General features: G+C 32.9%; 18 protein-coding genes. 6 read left to right on the forward strand and 12 right to left on the reverse strand.

Features of this window, described 5'->3' with window-relative positions:
• The first annotated feature begins 122 nt into the window (after positions 1 to 122).
• Positions 123 to 2,072 (forward strand): methyl-accepting chemotaxis protein, encoded by a 1,950-nt coding sequence (locus ACYQ19_RS01810; RefSeq protein ID WP_459977719.1) that lies wholly within the window; start codon positions 123 to 125, stop codon positions 2,070 to 2,072.
• Here ACYQ19_RS01810 and ACYQ19_RS01815 read toward each other — a convergent pair.
• From ACYQ19_RS01815 to ACYQ19_RS01830, 4 genes are read right to left on the reverse strand one after another with little or no spacing between them, the layout of a single operon-like run.
• Positions 2,069 to 2,494, reverse strand: a complete 426-nt coding sequence (locus ACYQ19_RS01815) for an FxsA family protein (RefSeq protein ID WP_459977720.1) — start codon at positions 2,492 to 2,494, stop codon at positions 2,069 to 2,071. The genes ACYQ19_RS01810 and ACYQ19_RS01815 overlap by 4 nt on opposite strands.
• Before the next feature lie 3 nt (positions 2,495 to 2,497).
• Positions 2,498 to 2,899 carry a GNAT family N-acetyltransferase gene (locus tag ACYQ19_RS01820; protein WP_459977721.1) on the reverse strand — a complete coding sequence of 134 codons (402 nt, stop codon included), beginning with the start codon at positions 2,897 to 2,899 and terminating at the stop codon, positions 2,498 to 2,500.
• Positions 2,896 to 4,620 carry a proline--tRNA ligase gene (locus tag ACYQ19_RS01825; RefSeq protein ID WP_459977722.1) on the reverse strand — a complete coding sequence of 575 codons (1,725 nt, stop codon included), beginning with the start codon at positions 4,618 to 4,620 and terminating at the stop codon, positions 2,896 to 2,898. The genes ACYQ19_RS01820 and ACYQ19_RS01825 overlap by 4 nt, the downstream gene beginning before the upstream one ends.
• Positions 4,620 to 4,865 carry an RNA-binding S4 domain-containing protein gene (locus tag ACYQ19_RS01830; RefSeq protein ID WP_459977723.1) on the reverse strand — a complete coding sequence of 82 codons (246 nt, stop codon included), beginning with the start codon at positions 4,863 to 4,865 and terminating at the stop codon, positions 4,620 to 4,622. The genes ACYQ19_RS01825 and ACYQ19_RS01830 overlap by 1 nt, the downstream gene beginning before the upstream one ends.
• A gap of 156 nt (positions 4,866 to 5,021) precedes the next feature.
• On the opposite strand from ACYQ19_RS01830, the gene ACYQ19_RS01835 reads away from it, so the two are divergent.
• The gene (locus ACYQ19_RS01835; RefSeq protein ID WP_459977724.1) at positions 5,022 to 6,224 is read left to right on the forward strand and encodes an argininosuccinate synthase; all 1,203 of its coding nucleotides are present in this window, start codon (positions 5,022 to 5,024) and stop codon (positions 6,222 to 6,224) included.
• 110 nt (positions 6,225 to 6,334) lie between these two features.
• Here ACYQ19_RS01835 and ACYQ19_RS01840 read toward each other — a convergent pair whose 3' ends face one another.
• Together ACYQ19_RS01840 and ACYQ19_RS01845 are read right to left on the reverse strand one after the other, a co-directional pair.
• Positions 6,335 to 6,748, reverse strand: coding sequence for a rhodanese-like domain-containing protein (locus ACYQ19_RS01840; RefSeq protein ID WP_459977725.1), 414 nt, complete (start codon positions 6,746 to 6,748; stop codon positions 6,335 to 6,337).
• A gap of 45 nt (positions 6,749 to 6,793) precedes the next feature.
• Positions 6,794 to 7,447, reverse strand: coding sequence for a phosphoribosyltransferase (locus ACYQ19_RS01845; protein ID WP_459977726.1), 654 nt, complete (start codon positions 7,445 to 7,447; stop codon positions 6,794 to 6,796).
• A gap of 97 nt (positions 7,448 to 7,544) precedes the next feature.
• Between ACYQ19_RS01845 and ACYQ19_RS01850 the strand changes: the two genes are divergently transcribed.
• Positions 7,545 to 8,153 (forward strand): sterol desaturase family protein, encoded by a 609-nt coding sequence (locus ACYQ19_RS01850; RefSeq protein WP_459977727.1) that lies wholly within the window; start codon positions 7,545 to 7,547, stop codon positions 8,151 to 8,153.
• Here the strand turns inward: ACYQ19_RS01850 and rgy are convergent.
• Positions 8,125 to 11,340, reverse strand: a complete 3,216-nt coding sequence (rgy, locus tag ACYQ19_RS01855) for a reverse gyrase (protein ID WP_459977728.1) — start codon at positions 11,338 to 11,340, stop codon at positions 8,125 to 8,127. The two genes, ACYQ19_RS01850 and rgy, sit on opposite strands and share 29 nt — an antisense overlap.
• 69 nt (positions 11,341 to 11,409) lie before the next feature.
• Between rgy and ACYQ19_RS01860 the strand changes: the two genes are divergently transcribed.
• The 3 genes from ACYQ19_RS01860 (at position 11,410) to ACYQ19_RS01870 (ending at position 14,678) form a co-directional block, all read left to right on the forward strand.
• Positions 11,410 to 12,732: a chloride channel protein gene (locus tag ACYQ19_RS01860; protein WP_459977729.1), complete on the forward strand. Its 1,323-nt coding sequence runs from the start codon at positions 11,410 to 11,412 to the stop codon at positions 12,730 to 12,732.
• Positions 12,733 to 12,801: 69 nt separating this feature from the next.
• On the forward strand, positions 12,802 to 14,223 hold the full coding sequence (gene hcp / locus ACYQ19_RS01865; protein WP_459977730.1) for a hydroxylamine reductase: 1,422 nt from the start codon (positions 12,802 to 12,804) through the stop codon (positions 14,221 to 14,223).
• A gap of 65 nt (positions 14,224 to 14,288) precedes the next feature.
• On the forward strand, positions 14,289 to 14,678 hold the full coding sequence (locus ACYQ19_RS01870) for a bacteriohemerythrin (protein ID WP_459977731.1): 390 nt from the start codon (positions 14,289 to 14,291) through the stop codon (positions 14,676 to 14,678).
• Here ACYQ19_RS01870 and ACYQ19_RS01875 read toward each other — a convergent pair.
• The 5 genes from ACYQ19_RS01875 to ACYQ19_RS01895 all read right to left on the reverse strand — a co-directional run bounded on the left by ACYQ19_RS01875 (position 14,668) and on the right by ACYQ19_RS01895 (position 19,271).
• Positions 14,668 to 15,303, reverse strand: coding sequence for a Crp/Fnr family transcriptional regulator (locus ACYQ19_RS01875; protein WP_459977732.1), 636 nt, complete (start codon positions 15,301 to 15,303; stop codon positions 14,668 to 14,670). The genes ACYQ19_RS01870 and ACYQ19_RS01875 overlap by 11 nt on opposite strands.
• A 106-nt stretch (positions 15,304 to 15,409) precedes the next feature.
• Positions 15,410 to 17,203: a menaquinone biosynthesis decarboxylase gene (locus tag ACYQ19_RS01880; protein WP_459977733.1), complete on the reverse strand. Its 1,794-nt coding sequence runs from the start codon at positions 17,201 to 17,203 to the stop codon at positions 15,410 to 15,412.
• A gap of 1 nt (position 17,204) precedes the next feature.
• On the reverse strand, positions 17,205 to 17,657 hold the full coding sequence (locus ACYQ19_RS01885; RefSeq protein WP_459977734.1) for a hypothetical protein: 453 nt from the start codon (positions 17,655 to 17,657) through the stop codon (positions 17,205 to 17,207).
• Positions 17,650 to 18,114 carry a SixA phosphatase family protein gene (locus ACYQ19_RS01890; protein ID WP_459977735.1) on the reverse strand — a complete coding sequence of 155 codons (465 nt, stop codon included), beginning with the start codon at positions 18,112 to 18,114 and terminating at the stop codon, positions 17,650 to 17,652. The genes ACYQ19_RS01885 and ACYQ19_RS01890 overlap by 8 nt, the downstream gene beginning before the upstream one ends.
• Complete coding sequence (locus tag ACYQ19_RS01895) at positions 18,111 to 19,271, reverse strand: class I SAM-dependent rRNA methyltransferase (RefSeq protein ID WP_459977736.1); 1,161 nt, start codon at positions 19,269 to 19,271, stop codon at positions 18,111 to 18,113. Before ACYQ19_RS01895 ends, ACYQ19_RS01890 begins: the two co-directional genes overlap by 4 nt.
• Between the last annotated feature and the right edge of the window lie 2 nt (positions 19,272 to 19,273).

A 19,273-nucleotide genomic window follows, 5' to 3' on the forward strand; every position in this document is an offset into this window, starting at 1 on the left:
TTAATGAATGAGTGTTTATTTTTTACACACAAAAAGATAAAAAAAGTTTTTTTATCCATTGATTAAAATCAATGATTTTTAAACAAAAAATATAATAAAATTAAAAAAACTAAAGGCGGATTATGCGCTTTAAAGATCTCTCTATTTCAAAAAAAATTCACTATCCTCTTATAGGTGCAATAATAATTGGTGTTATTATTATGGTTATTATTAGTTATACATCAACTTTAAATATTAAAAAAGAAATATTTACAAACACTCAAAAAGAATTAAAAAATTTATTTAATTTAAAAATGGAAGCAAAAAAAGATGTTGGACTTACCAATGCAATTGCGATTGCTCAAAATTCTGCAGTTATAGATGCTTTAAAAACTGGCGATAAATTAATTGCTCTAAAAGCTTTAAAAAATCTAACTGCTTATTACAAAAAATATACGAAATTCAAAAACATAAAAATACATATTCATACGGCAGATGTACATTCATTTCTAAGGGTTTGGAAACCGAATAAAAATGGAGATGATCTCAGCGGTTTTAGAAAAACAATAGTTTGGGTTAAAGAACACAAAAAACCCCTTGTTGCAATAGAACTCGGTCGTGCAGGGCTTGTCTTAAGAGGGTTATCTCCTGTTATTTATAATAATCAATATCTTGGAAGTATTGAATTTATGCAAGGACTTAATTCTATCGCAAAAGATCTTAAAAAACAAAATATTTATACAATAATAATTTTTGATAAAAAATATTTAAATATTGCAACTTTTTTGAAAAAATCACCTGAAATAATGCAAAATTATGTATTAGCTTTAAAAGAAAATGCATATGATAAAAATTACTTTAATGAATTGAAAAATAAAAAATTATCCCAGATAATAAATACTAAAAACTTTTTTTGCATATCCATACCTATTAAAGATTTTAGTGGTAACATTGTCGCATATGCTATAATCGGAAAGCCTTTGAAATTAATTGAAGGGGCGGTAAAAGAAAGTGAAATAACACTTATATATCAATTAATCGCAATGCTTATAATAGATATATTCATAGTTGTTATTCTTATGATTATAATTTCTAAAAGTGTAGCAAAACCTATCAAAGAATTAAATAATAGAGTTGAAGATTTAGCTCAAGGTGAAGGTGATCTTACAAAAAGAATAGACGTTTCATCAAAGGATGAAATAGGAACAGTATCAAGAAACATAAATAAATTTTTAGAAAAACTTCAAAATATTATTAATTCGCTTAAAAATTTAATTTCACAAACTGTATCAATTACAAATCAAACTGATAAAATCACAAAAAAAGTAAAAAATTCAATTGAAAAACAAAATAAACTATTAAATAATGCCAAATCTTTCACTCAAAATATTGAAGAAGATGTTGAATCTACCAAACAGATTGTTTTAAAAACATCCGAAGATATAAAAAACACACAACAAGTTTTAGAAGACTTAGCAAGCTCACTTAATGATATTGTTACAAATATCCAAAACAATTCAAACCAAGAATTAGAAATTTCTAATAAAGTAACAATGCTTGCAGATCAATCAAATCAGATAAAAGAAATCATTACAATAATTAAGGAAATAGCAGACCAGACTAATCTTTTAGCCCTTAACGCTGCAATTGAAGCAGCAAGAGCCGGAGAACACGGAAGAGGTTTTGCCGTGGTTGCGGATGAAGTTAGAAAACTGGCCGAAAGAACACAAAAAAGTTTAAGCGAAATAGATAGTGCAATTGGGCTTATAGTTCAAGGAATTATGGAAACACAAACTGAAATTCAAAATAACGCAAAAGATTCTGAAAAGTTATCAAATATAGCGTATAATTTAATAGAAAAATCAAATACAACCATGGCCAAATTAAATACAACTATAGAAATTGCAGACAAAGCAAAAGAAGAAAGTGAAAATATATATAAAGCAATAAAAGAATTGGTGAAAATTATAGAAAATCTAAACAATGAAGCTAATATAAGCGATGAGGCGGTAAAAGAGTTAAATGAAATAGTAAAAAGATTGGATTTAATTACAACTAATCTTTCTAAAGAAGTTAATAGTTTTAAATCTTAATCTTTTTTCGGAATTTCTTCTATAATCTCCACATCAATAATTTCAGTATCGTCATTGTAATAATGAGTTCCGTGATAAATAGTGTTTCTTTTTAAAAATTTTCTTGCAAACCATTTAGCAAACGGCTCAAACATTAAAAGAAGTCCTACTATATCACTGAAAATACCCGGAATAAAAAGTAAAATCGCACCGATTAACTTAAAAAGCCCTATTGAAATAAACTCTTCTTCGCTGATTTCCCTTCTAATTACGCTCTGCATACTCTCAGCCATCGAAAAATTAAGGGTTCTAATAATCGTAATACCGGCTACCGCCGTTACCAAAACTTCCAAAAAAAGCCCAAAAGGCGTAAAAACTTTCGCAAACTCATAAGAAAAAAGTATCTCCAAAAAAAGATACACCAAAAAATATATAAGTCCCATAAATCACCTCTTCATTAATATCAAATCAAGTTTCTTAAATTCGAATTTTTCATAATAACTTTTCATCTCGTCCAAACAATAAAGCTCAAAACCTGCAACATTTTTTAATTTTGGATTATTAAAAATCTCATTTAATAAAATTTTACTAAAACCTTGACCTCTATAATTTTTATCTACAATTAAGTCAAAAATAAGTGCTTTATAAACCAAATCACTCAAAACCCTGTAAAATGCTACTAATTTATCATCTTTAACTATACCAAAAACGAAAGTGGTATTTTGAAGCATTTTTATAACGTCTTCTTTTTTTCTTTTATCAGTCCACCACTCGTTTTTGTAAAGGGACATTAAATCGTCAATATAATCATTCACACTATTAATTATCCTAAATTTTTCACTTTTCATTTGTTTATAATTTCTAAAACCTTCTCAAACGCCATATCTTTTTCAACCTCAAACTTTTCACCCGTGCGTCTGTCCCTTACTTCCACTTTACCATCTTTTAGTTTCTTTCCAACAATAACGCATATAGGAAATCCCACAAGCTCAAAATCAGCAATTTTAGGCCCAAATCTCTCAGCCCTGTCGTCAAGTATCGTTTTAACCCCCGCTTCGTTTAGTTTTTCGTATAAATCTTCAGCATAAATTAACTGCTCTTCTTTTTTAACGTCACCTACTATTATATCTACTACAAACGGAGCAATCTGTTTAGGCCAGATAATTCCTTTATCGTCATGGTTTTGCTCAATTGCAGCTGAAATAAGCCTACTAACCCCTATTCCGTAACATCCCATAATAAAAGGTTTTGCCTTTCCGTTTTCATCCAAAAACGTGGCGTTCATAGGCTCTGAATAAACGGTTCCGAGTTTAAATATATGCCCTACTTCTATACCTTTTGTAATTTTTAGAGGAGCCCCACATTTTGGACATTTATCCCCTTCTTTTACAGCCGCTATATCTCTATATATTGTCAGATTTCCAAGTAGATTCGCATCAAGAAGACCCGCTCCTTTTATATGATAGTCTTTTTTGTTAGCGCCGCACACAAGCTCTTCGGCCATTCTTAAATCATCGTCGATTATATATTTTACGCTGCTTGGAAGTCCGAAAGGTCCTATAAATCCGGGAACTAACCCGGCCGCTTCAAGTTCTTCCTCACTAGCGTCCACAAGTTCAAGCGCACCTACGGCATTTGTAGCTTTTGTTTCTTCCAATGTATCGGTTCCACGAATAAAAAATACCACTATTTCACTTTTCCCGTCGTCATAAATTGCTTTTTTAACAACAGCTTTTATGCTGAAATACGGATCAATTCCTATAAAATTACACACATCTTCAATAGATTTCATATCGGGCGTATGCACTTCTTCAATTACTTCCGTTTTTACGGGGTTTTCTCTTTTTTCGTGTTTACGGGTTGCAACTTCTATGTTAGCCGCATAGTCACACTCGCTGCAAACTACGATGTCATCCTCACCAGTATCCGCAAGCACCATAAATTCTTTAGACCCGCTTCCACCTATTGCTCCGCTGTCAGCCCATACGGCTCTGAAGTCAAGTCCAAGTTTAGTGAAAATGTTTTTATATGTCTCTTCCATCAGGTTAAATTCCCTATCTAAATCCTCTTCAGTAGCATGAAACGAATATGCGTCTTTCATTATAAATTCACGCCCTCTAAGCAGTCCGAATCTAGGTCTAGCTTCATCCCTGAATTTAAGGTTAATCTGATAAAGATTTACAGGCAGCTGTTTGTAACTTTTAATCGTCCCTCTTACAAGATCAACCACACTCTCTTCATTTGTAGGAGCAAGAACAAAGCTTTGGTCTTTTCTGTCTTTGATTCTTAGTAATTCTTTTCCGTATTTTTTAGCCCTTCCCGTTTCTTCCCAGAGTTCGTTCGGCGTTACAAAAGTGAGTAAAACTTCCTGAGCACCAGCTTTATCCATTTCCTCTTTTATAACTGCTCTTATATTATCAAGCACCATTTTTCCAAGAGGCGCAAAATCGTATATCCCTGCCGCCACCTGCTTGATATATCCGCCTCTTACCAAATATTTGTGGCTTGCAACCACAGCGTCTTTTGGCGCCTCTTTTTGTGTATAGGCAAAAAATCTACTCCATCTCATTAAATCTCCTTAACATATTCGTATTTTTTACTTTTAGGAATCGTTTTGGTTTCAGGAATTTGCAAAACTTCATATTTTTTATTTCCGCTTAAATACTGAATTTCTATAATGTCTCCCACTTTTACGTCTTTTGCAGGTTTTGCCTTTTTACCGTTTATAAATACAACGCCTTCTTTGCACATTTCATCGGCAGTTGAGCGTCTTTTTACGATATTTACCGCATTTAAAAATTTGTCTATTCTCAAAACGTCCCTTTTTTTGTCAAATTATACTAAAAATTAATTCTCCATTCTCCCTCTGAACCCTAAAAAATCTGACAATTTTTCAAGCAGCCCTCTTTTTCTCCATTCCCAATTCATAAAATAGTGTATAATTTCATAAAATTTATTAAAAGGAATTCAATGAAAGTTGTATTGGCATACAGTGGAGGACTTGATACAAGTATCATTCTTAAATGGCTTCAGGATACTTACGATGCGGAAGTTGTAACATTCACAGCCGATATCGGACAAGGTGAGGAAGTAGAGGAAGCGAGAGAAAAAGCAATAAAACTTGGTGTAAAACCTGAAAATATTTTTATCGAAGATTTAAGAGAAGATTTTGTTAGAGATTACGTATTTCCAATGTTCAGAGCAAACGCTATTTATGAAGGCGAATATCTACTTGGAACTTCAATCGCAAGACCTTTAATTGCAAAAAGACAGATTGAAATCGCTAAACAGGTTGGTGCTGAAGCCGTAGCACACGGAGCAACCGGTAAAGGTAACGACCAGGTAAGATTTGAGCTTGGATATTATGCATTAAAACCTGATATTAAAGTAATCGCACCTTGGAGAGAATGGGATCTAAATTCAAGAGAAAAACTACTTGCATATGCGGAAAAACATGGTATTCCAATTAACAGACACGGTAAAAAATCTCCTTATTCAATGGATGCAAATCTTCTTCACATATCATACGAAGGCGGTATTTTGGAAGATCCTTGGGCGGAACCTGAAGAAGATATGTGGAGATGGACTGTAAGCCCTGAAAAAGCACCTGACAAGCCTGAATATATCGAAATAGATTTTGAAAAAGGGGACGCTGTTGCAATTAACGGTGCAAGAATGACTCCTGCACAGATCCTTGAAACACTAAACGAATACGGCAAAAAACACGGAATCGGAAGACTTGATATTGTTGAAAATAGATTTGTGGGAATGAAATCTCGCGGATGTTACGAAACACCGGGTGGAACAATCCTTCTTAAAGCCCACAGAGCGATTGAAAGCATTACACTTGATAAAGGTGAAGCTCACCTTAAAGACGAAATCATGCCTAAATACGCAGAGCTTATTTACAACGGATTCTGGTTCTCTCCTGAAAGGGAAGCTCTTCAAAAACTAATCGACCAGACTCAGGAAAACTGCGAGGGAACGGTAAAACTTAAACTTTACAAAGGTAACGTAACGGTAGTTGGTAGAAAATCACCAAAATCACTTTTCAGTCCTGAATTTGCTACATTTGAAGAAGATAGCGTATATAATCAAAAAGACGCTGAAGGATTTATTAAACTAAACGCTCTTAGATTTATTATTGAGGGATATGTAAGAGGTAAAAAATAATTTTACCTCTTCACTTGATTTTTAATTCTAAAAGAAGTGTCTGTCACTATAATTTAAAACTATTATTTCACTCTTTTATCCATTTTTCAAGAAATTAAAAAACGGAAGTATTATCCTTCCGTATGTGCAAGATGGGCTTCAATTAAATATTTAATATCATCAGTCAATACATAAACGTTTTCATATCCTAACACATCAAGCAAACCTTTGATTCTGCTTGCAAAAAATGCTTTTCTACATGCTACTACAATTGGTTGAGTTTTATCATCAGGTAAAATATCAACATATTCTGCAAATTCCGGATACGGCGTATAATATGCGTTTGCAATTCCCGCTTCTTCCGCATTTTGAGGATCTACTAAATGAGGAAGTGTAACATCAAGCAATATTGCACCTACTTCTTTTAATAATTCCCTTGCTTTATGAATATCAACATTTGAAAGATTTTCTTTTTCTTTATTAAATGCCAGACTTTCTTTAAATCTTCCTACAACTTCGTTTTCAAACTGAGTAAGTTTTGCCATTTCCGACTCCTTTTTTATATATTATAACTCAAATTTTCTAAAATTTCAAGATGATAATTTTTTAGCTTCTTCCAATAACTCTTTAACTTCCGAATCACTTAACTGATGAAAATCGTTATACCATCTGCCGACACTCATAAACAGCTCAGGAGTTTCCAAAATTTCCAAATGATGAGATACGCCTCTTAGCATATTTAAAACACTTTCGTCTTTCGGAGCCACCGGAACGGCAATAATAATACTTCTTGGCAGATCTCTAGCAATGCTTTGAGCTGCAAGATACATACTCGCCCCTGTAGCTACCCCATCATCCACTAAAATAACATCCTTACCTTCAAGAGGAACAGGCTCATAATTATATTTATCTCTAAGTCTTGCCATTTCCTGTATTTTTTCTATACCTTTTTCCTGAAGATAATTTTCATCAACACCTAATCTTTCAATCATTTCCTGATTTAAAAAAACAATTCCGTTTTCACTTACACTGCCGATTGCAAGTTCTTCGTTTCCAGGGGCCGGAATTTTTTTAACAAATAGTAGATCAAGAGGTGCGTTTAATTCTTTTGCAATTTCAATCGCAACAGGAATACCACCACGAGGCAGTGCAACTACCACCGGATCAACTATTTTCCCTTCGTCTTTTAGTTTTTTAAGTCTTTTAGCAAGCAGTTTACCTGCTTCATATCTGTTTTCATACATTTTTGTCCTTTTTTTATTTAATTATATCAAAATGGCTCAATTTTCTGTTATAATTACAAATTATAATATGTCATAAGCAGAACTTAAGGAGAGGGAAATGAAAGATTTCATATTAAAAATGACAGCATCTAAATGGAATTATTATTTAAGTCTTTGTGTTGACTTTTTAACAGCAGTAGTCTTTTTAGGATTAAGCATATATTATTCTACAGACATTTGGGCAAGTATCGCTTTATTTATAGTAGGTGTTATATTTTTCACATTTTTGGAATATGCCGTTCATGCATGGCTGTTTCATAAAAATCATCCTTTAAAAGTGTTTATAGAAGGTCATGCACACCACCATCAAAACCCTTTCAGCTATGATGCAATGCCATTTTTTATGAGTGCGGTAATAGCTTCTTTTTTTGCATGGCTGTTTCACTTTTTTATGCCAAGCAGTGACGCATTTGCAATTGTAGGCGGAATGGCACTTGGATATTTTAATTACGGAATTATGCATCATATTATGCACAGACGCGAATTTACCAGCAATTACTGGAGATATATGCAGGAATTTCATTTTGTCCATCACAAAAAACCTCTTTTAAACCACGGAATAACCACTGATATCTGGGATAGGGTTTTCGGAACATATTATCAATGGACAGAAGAAGATCTTAAAGGTATAGAAAAGCTTAAAAGAGTAAAGAAAAAATCCTCTTAAGCTCTTTTTCATAATCAATTTTCCCCTCTTCAATTTTATCCATTATCTTTTCAAGTTCGGCCGTAAACTTTTCGGACACAAACTCTTTATAACTGCTTTGAAATATCTCTTTTATCACTCTAAATCCGAGCCTTGTGGCAAAAATATATCCGTTTTTATCGGTAATGTATTTTCTTTCAAGCAGTTTTTCTATAGTAATTGCATAGGTTGAAGGCCTTCCTATTCCCTTTTGTCTCATTTCTTCAATAATTTCGGCATAAGTATAAGGCATAAATTTTGATTTTTGAAATATTTTTTTGGTTACGGCTTTTTCACCTTCTTTTATATTATAAACTTTAACAGGATAAATAAGATTAAAGCCGTTTTCTATAATTTCCGTAATATATTCTGCCTCTTTTGATAAAACGGAAAATTTTTCCACCAAAACAACAGCCTCTTTCATAAATGAAGCTATAAATTTTCTAAAAATTAAGTCATATAATTTAAAATGTCCGTTTGTTAAATTTATTCCCTTTTCAAGAACAAATGATTTTAAATCATCGCTGTCCATTGAAGTCGTAGATCTTATAGCTTCATGAGCGCCAATGCTTTTAAAATTTCTGTTTTTATAATACTCATTTGAAAATTTTTCTACAATATAAGATTTTGCTATTTTTTTACCAACATCGGAAATTCTATATGAATCGGTCCTGTGATATGTAATAAACCCCCGTTCGAAAAGATCCTGTGCAAGTTGCATGGTAACCTGAGGCGAAAACCCGTATTTTTCATAAGCGGCTTTTAAAAGATCCGGGGTGTTGAAAGGTTTTTCGAAAAGCGCCTCTTTTTTTGAAGATATTTTTTTAACAATTATTTTTTCCCCAATAGATGAAAAAAACTTGTCCGCTCTGTTTTTATCTTCAAAATCAAAATCAATGTTTACATCATCAAACGATATCCTTACCACATAAACTTTCTCTTTTAACTTGGAAGTTCTCTCACAAATCCATTTCAATACCGGCGTTTGAACCCTTCCCGCCGAAAGATGGGGAAAATGAAGTATGTTTTGTAAATAGGAGGATATTTTAAATCCCACCCATCTGTCAGTTATTCTTCTTAAAAGTTGTGCTTTTACAAGATTCAAATCGGTTAATCTTGGATTTTCAATTGATTTTTCAAATGCATATTTCGTAATTTCGTGAAATTCTATACGTTTAATGTTTTTATTATAGGGTTTGTTGTTTAAAATTAAATCAAAAGCTATTTTTTCCCCTTCCCTGTCAGGATCGGTGGCAACATATACCTCTTCTACTTCATTCGCGTTTAAATTTAAAGATGTAAGAATTTTATCTTTGTTTTCAATTACCTTAAAAACAGGTATCAAATCCCTAACACCCCAGACACCTTCATCCTTTACCAAATCAAAATCATGCCCCACACTTGCACATACGACCAAAACCCTGTTTTCAAGCAGAACTTCATAAACCATCACCCCGTCAATTATCCTTTTTGACGGATTTCCGAAAAATGAACTTATCGTTTTTGCTTTTGTTGGTGATTCCACTATTACAAAAGTGGTTTTAAATTCCGTTTTGTATTCTGTTTTTCTTGATTCATCTATTTCGTATAAAATTTTATTAATATTAGTTTCGTTTATATTTTTAAGTTCAATTCCGCCAAAGAATTTAAGTTTTTTTCTAAGTGAATAAAAAGCTTTTTCATTGTCCACTAATATAAGACTAAGCCCCTTGGTCAAATGCCCTTTATAAAACCTGCTGCTCCGTCCGCTTGCCTGAATATAACCCGTAACATCCGCAATTATAAACTTTTCCCCGTCAAAACTTATCTCTTTTGATTTTTTAATCAGTTCGGAATACTCATCTATAATTTTTCTGAATTTTTCCAGTATGCCGTTTATTTTCACCTCTGTTTTTTCATTTATAAACGGAACATAAAGATACCCTTTTAAAAATTTCAAATCTTTTTGTATTTCGTTTACATTTAATGTTTCGCTGTTTTTCGCCAAATACGGCAATAGTGATAGCATTAGAAAATAAAACATTCTAAAATTTTCTTCTTTGGAGCAGAATTCGAGTTTTGGAACACCTACAAACAGGGTATATCTTATATATTCCGGAAGATCTATTCCCCTTGCCAACGGATTTTTATAACTTGCAAATCCAACAAAAAAACACTCGCCCCTTTTAAATTCCTCAATATGATCTCCAAACTCTTCATAAGTATATGCGTTAATTCCTTCCGATTTCAGATAATTGACATAATCATAAAGAGTTTCTTTTGTTTCATTTCCGGGTAAAAACAGAAGTCCGCCGCTTCCGAGTATTTTTATCCATTTCAAAGACTTTTCCCATGAATATTCATTATCATACAAATCTTCTATATTTCTAAGATTAAAACTCGGGCGGCTTACTTCAAAACCTAAAAGGTATTTAAAAAGCAAAACCCTTTTTGATTTCGGGTTTGCCGTGGCGGATGAAACGATTAAATTACCTTTTTTTAACACCGGTTTTATTTGAGAATATTTTTTATTTTTAATAAGTTCATATGTTTTTTCTATCGTGTTTTCATCAAAACCTAATAACATTAAAACATCATTTATTTTTTTACCGCTTTTTAAAATAGAATCCACATCGTCAATAAATACAAGATCGAACGTTTTATTAATCAGGTTTTTATTTTTATATAAAAACTGAGTGGTAGTTATCAAAATATTGTAATTACCGGATTTAATTGACTCTTTTTCATTTTTTTTGCCAGTGTAAGCCGTAAAATCAATCCCCCACTCTTTAAATTTTTCACACGCCTGATTTACGAGAAGTTTTGTAGGAAAAATTATATAAGAATTGTTTACAAAAGCACTGAGTAAAAGTCCAAAAGTCGTTTTTCCAATCCCCGTAGGTGCCAAGAGTGCAAAAGAATTATCCAAAAAAAATCTTTTTGCCCACATCTTTTGAATGGAACTTAATTCATTTCCTGTTTTGTTTTTAAAAAATTTGTTAAATTCAACAAGGTTTTTTTCAGCATGGCAGTATTTTTCATAATTTAATAAATTTTCGCAGTTTTGCATATTCCAAAGTCTGTTTTGAGTTTTTAAACATTCATTACAAAAAGTTCCAGTTTCGAGATTTATTGAAGAAATATCACCGCCGCACCTCGGGCACCTATTTTTATAAACAACTTCAAGCATTTTATGCCTTTTTTTATTTGATAATAACATATTTGTGTTATAATTGAGACTTACTGAAAAAGGAAAATGATGAAAAATATCATAAAACTTTTCAAACTGCCTTTAAGTAAGTTTTCAATATTCAGGGATTTTTTAATAGCATCTTTTATAACAGGTGTAATAAGTGGTATATTTGTTGTAATTTACGACGTGCTTACAAAAATAATATCAAGACTTTTATATTTTGGTGATCCTCTCACATCCATACATAAACTACCGCTTTGGTATGTATTTTTTATTCCCATAATATCGATAATAATTATTAATCTGATAATAACTTATGATAACAGCGTAAAAGAATACGGGGTTAGTGAAATTACAGAAATAGTTTCTGAAAACAAGGAAATGATTACGTTAAAAAACCTGTTTTTAAAAATTATAGCCTCAGCCCTTTCCATCGGAAGCGGCTTTGCAGTCGGAAACGAAGGTCCCTCAGCGGCAATAGGTGCTATGATAGCATCCAAAATACATAAACTCATGAGCCTTCCGGCAAATCTTATAAAACCGCTTATCAGTGTGGGAGCCAGCAGTGGAATTTCGGCCATTTTCGTATCACCCATAACAGGAATTGCATTTGCCATCGAAAGTATCGCATCAAATTTTGTAAAAAGCTATATTTCGTTTATTATTGTCGGAAGTTTGAGTGCTTTTACCATATCCGTTCAATATCTGAGTTCATTTACATTCATATATTCCGCAGGAAGGGAAATCGATTTTAGATATGTGTATTTAACAGCCCTTTTTATTCCGTTTATTACTTTTTTTATATATTTATATTTAATTTTGCAAGACAAAATTCTTTATCTGTTAAATCTTAAACTATTCAATAAATTCGGAAGATTTAAAAATATTATATTTGCAGTAATTGGTGGAAGTGTCATAGCTTCTATTTTATTGTTAAGTCCGTATGCTGGATTTACCGGTCACAACATCGTTACTATGCTTATAAACAATGAAAAAATAATACCTCTTTTTTTAATATTTGAACTTCTGTTTTTAAGAATCATCGCAACTACTTTTTCAATTTATTCAAACGCTATAGGCGGTATGTTTGTTCCTTTAATGAGTATAGGTGCCCTTACGGGATATGTTTTCGGTGCCATTGCTTTTAAGTTTAACATAAATATAGAACCTTTTTATTTCGCAGCAATAGGTGCGGCCGTTTTTATGGGCGTGCTTATGAAACTTCCTTTTACTTCCATCGTTCTGGCACTTGAAATTACCAACGACTACAACGTCGTAGTGGCTACAGGTTTTAGCGTTGCAATCATTACATACCTTACAAGGCTTAATTTTAACATTAAAAAATTCAATACAATAAACATAAATTTTTCGGATTTAAAGATTCATTGACCGCAGTCAATGCATTAAATTCTTCAAAAGACTAAAATACTCTCGTAACAAAAATTTTAAGGAGCACAAATGTTCGGATTATTCGGAAAAAAAGAAGACAATAAAAATAACGCATGTGATTTACAATTCCTTTGCTGGCAGTGTGAAATGTCTGCCCCAGGTGGATGTGGTAGCCATGGTGAAAGCAAAGGTGTTTGTGGTAAAACATCTACAAAAGCAAGATTACAAGATTTAATGACTTATGGACTTAGAGGTCTTAGTGCGTATAGAGAACACGCAAGAGAACTTATTGACATGAACAACCCTGAAGAAAGACAAATCTTAACTGAAATTGATGACGTAATTGCTGAAACATTATATTTCACACTTACAAACGTAAACTTCAACTTTGACGAGCACATCGCTCAACTTATGAAAGTTGGTAACGCTGGTGTTAAAGTTATGGATTTATTAAGTGAAGCTCATACAAAAGCACTTGGTATTCCTGCACCTGTAGAAGTAACTCAAAATAAAGCTGAAGGAAAAGGTATTCTCGTTTCGGGACACAACCTTGATATGCTTGAAAAATTATTGAAAAGAATTGAAGAAAGAGGACTGAGCGATACTATCAACGTATATACTCACTCAGAAATGCTACCGGCTCACGGATATCCTCATCTTAAAAAATATAAAAACCTAAAAGGTAACATTGGTAAAGCATGGTTTGATCAAACTGATGTATTCAGTAAATGGAACGGAACATGTGTAGTAAACACAAACTGTATAGTTCCACCTGAAAAATCACCGAAAGTTAAAAATTATATCGACAGACTTTACACTTACAAAATAGTAGGTGTTGAAGGTGCTAAAAAAATCGAAAACGACAATTTCGATCCTTTAATCGATCATACTTTAGAGCTTCCTGATATTACAGGATTTGACAGCGATGAAAAACTTGTAACAGGACATCATTATAAAACTGTTCTTGACGCATACGGAGCTAAAGTTCTTGACGCGATTAAAGAAGGAAAACTTAAAAGAGTATGGGTTATCGCAGGATGTGATGCACCAGGTAAAAAAAGAGACTACTTCAGAGAATTAGCTCTTGCGGTTCCAAAAGATCACATTATTATTACATCAAGCTGCGGTAAATTCAGATTCAATGACGTAGATTTCGGAACTGTTCCAGGAACTGACATTCCAAGATATATTGACCTTGGTCAGTGTAACGATTCTAACGGTGCGGTTCATATCGCTCTTGCAGTTGCAAACGCTTTAGGTGTAGAAGATGTAAATGATCTTCCAGTATCTATTGCACTTCTATGGATGGAACAAAAAGCGATCATTATTCTATTGGCATTACTAAGCCTTGGAATAAAAGATATTCTTATCGGACCAAATGCTCCACAATTCGCTGATGAAGCAATAGTTAACTTCTTAGTTGAAAACTTTAACTTCGGTGTAATCAGCGGTGATATCCACAAAGATTTCGGTAAAGAGCTTGCTTCTTAATCTCTCTTCTTTTTAAGGCCTTTGTGCCTTTTTTTATATATAATTTCAGATAAAAAGGTATTAATATGTTAATTGAAAAAGTTAATCCGGTTGCATTTGAACCGATGAATGAAATACATAACCGAGAGCTTGAATATATAAACAGATTATATGATGCCATTGAAAACGGCGGTGATGTAAAAAAAGCTTATGAAGAATTTTTAAACGATGTAAAAGAACATTTCGCATTTGAAGAAAAACTGATGGAAAAATACAATTTTTTCGCAATCGTCCCACATAAAATGGAACACAACAGAATCTTAAACGAACTTGAAGAGCTTAAAAAGCAATTAGATGATACTCAATATTTAAAAGACTATCTTTCAAAAGCATTCATTCCGTGGCTTGAGAATCATATTAACACAATTGATACCGTAACAGCCGGATTTTTTAAAATGGTTAACGCTACCATTTAAAAATTTCTTTGATTTTTTCTTTGTTTTTTACAATAAGTTTACTTCCAATATTTTCAATAATTCCGAGTTCTTTAAATTTTTTAAGTTTACGGCTTAATGTTTCCGGTTTAATATTAAGCAGACTTGCAATACTATGCTGTTTTAGTTCTCCAAACATTTCGTCATTATCATAAATAAATTTTGCTATTTTTGTTTCCGTGTCAAGAATAAGATTATCCTGAATAATTCCGTCAAGATATTTCATTTTTTTCAGAAGAGAACTCATAATAGAAAAACAGACATCACCGCTTTTCATGAATTTTTTAAAAGGTTCAAATTCAATTTTTAATATAACCCCATCTTCATCCATTGCGCAGTTGGCAGGATACGGCATATTTTCAAAATTTGCAAGTTCGGCAATTAAAGAAGGAGGTGTGAATTTGTGTATAACGAGCTCGTTGCCTTTATTGTCCACTTTATACACTCTTGCACTTCCACTTAATAGAAGATGTAAATAAGCCGGATTTTCCTTTTCGTAAAATACGATTTCATTTTTTTTAAGATTTTTAACAATAGTAAATTTTTCAATTTCTTTCAATTCTTTTTCGCTTAGCCCTTTAAACAGAAAAAGGTTGCTTAAATCCATAAATCCTCTTTTTTGTTTTTATTTTATCACATAAATAATTACATAATATGCTAATTTTATAGTTAAAAAAATTTATATTACTTAAAGTAATAAACATATATTCAATTTAAATAACTTCATATTTCTTAAGCTCTTCTTCACTAATGTCTTTAATAAGCCCTAATTTATTAAGTTTTTCAATCACTTCAGGGGTTGTATCCACATCAGGAGGCCACTCACGGTTAAATCCGTCTATTTCACTTTTATTTGTCCCGTCAATTCCTATGATTTCCTCAATCCATACGTCCCTCAATGCATCTATGTTATTCGTAACCCTCCAAACTAACATATATGGATTAAACGTCTCGGGTGTGTTTATAAACACAACAATTCTTAAATGTTCTTTCAATTCTTTTAACTTATCAAAAATTTCACGAGCAGGTTTTGTTTTGTTAAATTTTATAACACATACCGGGTTTTTGGTATCCGTCATATACTGGTTAATCTCCTCTACACTCTCATCAAGCTCTTTTATTTTCTCAAACAGCTCCTCATCACTTATAACTTTACACTTTTCACTTTTCATTTTACACTTAGCCGTTGCATCCACCCCCAGTTTGCCGCCTACAAGTTCTTCTACGCTTGAATGATCAAGCTCATCAACCACGCCTTTGCTGATAAGCACCTTTTCAGGGTCAAAATTGTTTAAAATATATCTGACAATATTTTCGTAATCCCTTAAATCCGGCGCGTCTTCTCCCACAAACACGGCGTGTTTTACGAAACTCATCTGTCCCACACCCCAAAGAGAGTGCATAACCTGCATACTGTGCCCCGGATATCTCGGTGCTATCTTACAGAGTATCAGATTATGAAAAACCCCGTTTTCAGGCATTGCGTAGTCAATCAAATCGGGTGAAGTGGTTTTAAGCAGCGGCAGAAATATTCTCTCAGTGGCATATCCCATATATTTATCTTCAAGAGGTGGCTTTCCGACTACCGTTGCATAAAACACGGGATCTTTTTTGGTGGTAATAGTATCCACATGCATAACGGGAAAAGGCTTTTTAAGAGTATAATAACCGGTATGATCGCCAAACATTCCTTCAATTTCCATTTCATCCGGGTCGCACCATCCTTCAATAACGATATCGGCATCAGCAGGCACTTCCAAATCGTTGCTTATACATTTCACAAGTTTAGGATTTTCACGCCTTACAAACCCGTAAAGCATAACTTCAAAAATTCCGGGTGGCATAGGAGCGGTTGCACACCATGTCCAAAGCGGATCCCCACCGATGGCAATTGATACAGGCATTTTTTTACCAGCTTTTTTATATTCCCAAAACAGATGGGCGCTGTCTTTGTGTATCTGCCAGTGAAGTCCGAGCCTTTTATTATCATACACTTGAAGCCTATACATTCCGACATTTCTGACGCTTCCGTCAAGACTTTTGGTGTAAACCTGTCCCATTGTAATAAATTTTCCCCCGTCAAGTTCCCAGGTTTTGAGTATCGGAAGATTGTCTAAATTTGCTGCTTCACCCCTGTATATGTGATATTGGCATTCACCAGATTTAATGCTTTTTGGAATAGTGTTTTTAATTGCAAAAAGCTTGCCGAATGCTTTTAATTTTTCACTTAGTGTTTTTGGCGGTTTCATTTTTATAAGTGACTCTATCTCATTTGCGATTCTCTCTAAGTCTCTTCCGAATATTTCCCTTACAACCTCATCGTTTGCAAAAATATTCATAACAACCGGAATGTCAAATTTTTTATCCCCTTCCACCGGATTTGTAAACATTAAAATTTTCGGGTTTTTCTTTTTTGCTTCTATATAAGCAAGATGTGGAATCTCAAGGTTTATATCAAGGGGTGTATCGATTATTTCAATATGTTTTTGTAAATCTTTAAGATTCATATCATTCCTTTAGAAGTTTCATAATTTTTGAAAGTAGAAGCATTATTTTAAAAACCTCTTTTAAAAGATACTCTTTTTCTTTCAAATCCTTGGGGTATGAAAGCATGCTTAAAATTTCAAGAGCTTTAACAATCGCATCGCTTATTTCGTTTCCGTAAACCAAAACCAGCTTAAGCCTTAATTTTTCAAGATCTTTATTGATTACAAAATCTTCCGGTAAAAACGGAGCGAAAAACAAAGCAAGTTCACGTGATATTTTTTCGTAATTGCCGTCAAAATAATTTAAAAGTTCATTTTCATCAAGGATTAGATTATTAAACTCATCATAATACTCAATAAAATTTTCAAGATTATACTCTTTTAGAAACTCTTCAAGTGATTTTTTATCATACGAATGAAACAAAAAATAAAGGGCAAGTTCCGAAAATTTGTCATTTTTTAATTTTTCAAGCATGCTCATCCTTAAAATGTCTGTATTGAAAAAGAGCTTTTAACACACCTTCTTCCATCTCTATTAAAGAAGGTTTTCTTAATTTAAGTTTCAGATTAGGCGCATACATAAGTTCTTTTACAAAATTGCCAAGATCCGGTTCATGTCCTACAACAGCTACAATACCGCTTTTGTTTTGAATTGCCTGTTTTAAATCGTTTATTCCCGCACCCGGATACAAAAGTGATGTTTCTTCATAATGTGAGTCAGGATAATAAGTTTTTAAAATTTCAGCTGTTTTTTTCGCCCTCTGGGCTTTTGAAGTTACAATATAATCAATTTGGGGATATATTTTTTTTATGTGTTTAAAAAATTTTTTAGCCCTTTTTACACCTTTTTCAGTCAGAGGCCTTTCAAAATCGTGCCCCGTCCATTCATCCCTTTCCATGGCTAAAGAATGTCTAATAAACAAAAGTGTCATTTTTCCTTCCTTAAAAGAATTCCGGTTAAATACAAAGAGTTAGGAATATTCAAAACATACGGATGGTCATAGTCCTGTTTTAAAAATTCCATTACCGATAAATAAGATTCATCTATTATACTACTGCTTAGCGCCAAATCTAAAAGGTCTTTTGAAGTAATAGAGTGCGAACAGCTAAAAAGTGCAAGGTATCCGCCCTCTTCCAAAAGCTTTAAAGCATTTACAATCAGATATTTCCAACCTTTTATTGCGCCGTTTCTTGCCTTTTTGTTTTTGGCAAACGCCGGCGGATCTATTATTATTAGATCATAAGTTTCTTTTTCTTTTTCTAAAAACTTAAAAACGTCAGCTTTTATAATGTCATAATTTTCAATCCCGTTAAGAGAGCAGTTTTTTTCTATCTGGGAACATGCAAGTGCCGAAATTTCAACGAACTTAGTATATCCAGCATTTGCATATATTCCAAACCCCCCGGCGTTTGAAAAAAGATCAAGCGTTTTTTTGTTTCCGAACTTTCCGACTAAATACCTGTTTTTTCTCTGATCAAGAAAAAATCCCGTTTTTTGCCCTTCTTTTAAATTTGTAAGAAACTTTTTGCCGTTTTCCTCTATTACAAATTCGTCGTCAACATTTCCGTATAAAGTGTGCGAAATTACTTCAAGCCCCTCTTTTTCGCGGATTTTGTCACCTTTTTCATATATGCCTTTAGGGTTTAAAAGCTCGATAAGTATTTCAAGTATGACACCTTTAAAATTATCCATACCGGCCGTTGTAAAGCTTACAACAAGATTATCACCATATTTGTCAACTATCAATCCCGGCAAAAAATCCGCTTCCGAATGTATAAGCCTTGCAGAATTTGTAATGCTTGCATTAATTTTAAACAGCCCGTTTTGAATGTTTCTTTTTTCAATCGCTTTTTGAATTCTTTGTTTGAAAAAATCTCTGTCAATCGTTACTTTCTTAAAACTCAAAATCCTAGCAGTAATCTTGCTTAAAGGATTTATAAAAGCTGTCGCTACATACTCACCTTTATATATCAAATCGGCTATGCTACCCCCGTCACATTCTGGAACTGCAACAAGTTCGTTTTTATAAAGCCAGGGAACTCTTTTTTTAAGCTTTTCATATCCGCTTTTTGTAATTTCTATTTTCATTA

The organism is Nautilia lithotrophica, from assembly GCF_054656815.1.

Bases quoted from the DNA above. Each gene is read 5' to 3' on its own strand.
- ACYQ19_RS01870 (WP_459977731.1), top strand. From the start codon at position 14,289: ATGTTAATTGAAAAAGTTAATCCGGTTGCATTTGAACCGATGAATGAA.
- ACYQ19_RS01850 (WP_459977727.1), top strand. From the start codon at position 7,545: ATGAAAGATTTCATATTAAAAATGACAGCATCTAAATGGAATTATTAT.
- ACYQ19_RS01880 (WP_459977733.1), bottom strand. From the start codon at position 17,203: ATGAATCTTAAAGATTTACAAAAACATATTGAAATAATCGATACACCC.
- ACYQ19_RS01895 (WP_459977736.1), bottom strand. From the start codon at position 19,271: ATGAAAATAGAAATTACAAAAAGCGGATATGAAAAGCTTAAAAAAAGA.
- ACYQ19_RS01825 (WP_459977722.1), bottom strand. From the start codon at position 4,620: ATGAGATGGAGTAGATTTTTTGCCTATACACAAAAAGAGGCGCCAAAA.
- ACYQ19_RS01875 (WP_459977732.1), bottom strand. From the start codon at position 15,303: ATGGATTTAAGCAACCTTTTTCTGTTTAAAGGGCTAAGCGAAAAAGAA.
- ACYQ19_RS01815 (WP_459977720.1), bottom strand. From the start codon at position 2,494: ATGGGACTTATATATTTTTTGGTGTATCTTTTTTTGGAGATACTTTTT.
- ACYQ19_RS01885 (WP_459977734.1), bottom strand. From the start codon at position 17,657: ATGCTTGAAAAATTAAAAAATGACAAATTTTCGGAACTTGCCCTTTAT.
- rgy (WP_459977728.1), bottom strand. From the start codon at position 11,340: ATGCTTGAAGTTGTTTATAAAAATAGGTGCCCGAGGTGCGGCGGTGAT.
- ACYQ19_RS01860 (WP_459977729.1), top strand. From the start codon at position 11,410: ATGAAAAATATCATAAAACTTTTCAAACTGCCTTTAAGTAAGTTTTCA.
- ACYQ19_RS01820 (WP_459977721.1), bottom strand. From the start codon at position 2,899: ATGAAAAGTGAAAAATTTAGGATAATTAATAGTGTGAATGATTATATT.
- ACYQ19_RS01835 (WP_459977724.1), top strand. From the start codon at position 5,022: ATGAAAGTTGTATTGGCATACAGTGGAGGACTTGATACAAGTATCATT.
- ACYQ19_RS01810 (WP_459977719.1), top strand. From the start codon at position 123: ATGCGCTTTAAAGATCTCTCTATTTCAAAAAAAATTCACTATCCTCTT.
- ACYQ19_RS01845 (WP_459977726.1), bottom strand. From the start codon at position 7,447: ATGTATGAAAACAGATATGAAGCAGGTAAACTGCTTGCTAAAAGACTT.
- ACYQ19_RS01890 (WP_459977735.1), bottom strand. From the start codon at position 18,114: ATGACACTTTTGTTTATTAGACATTCTTTAGCCATGGAAAGGGATGAA.
- ACYQ19_RS01840 (WP_459977725.1), bottom strand. From the start codon at position 6,748: ATGGCAAAACTTACTCAGTTTGAAAACGAAGTTGTAGGAAGATTTAAA.
- hcp (WP_459977730.1), top strand. From the start codon at position 12,802: ATGTTCGGATTATTCGGAAAAAAAGAAGACAATAAAAATAACGCATGT.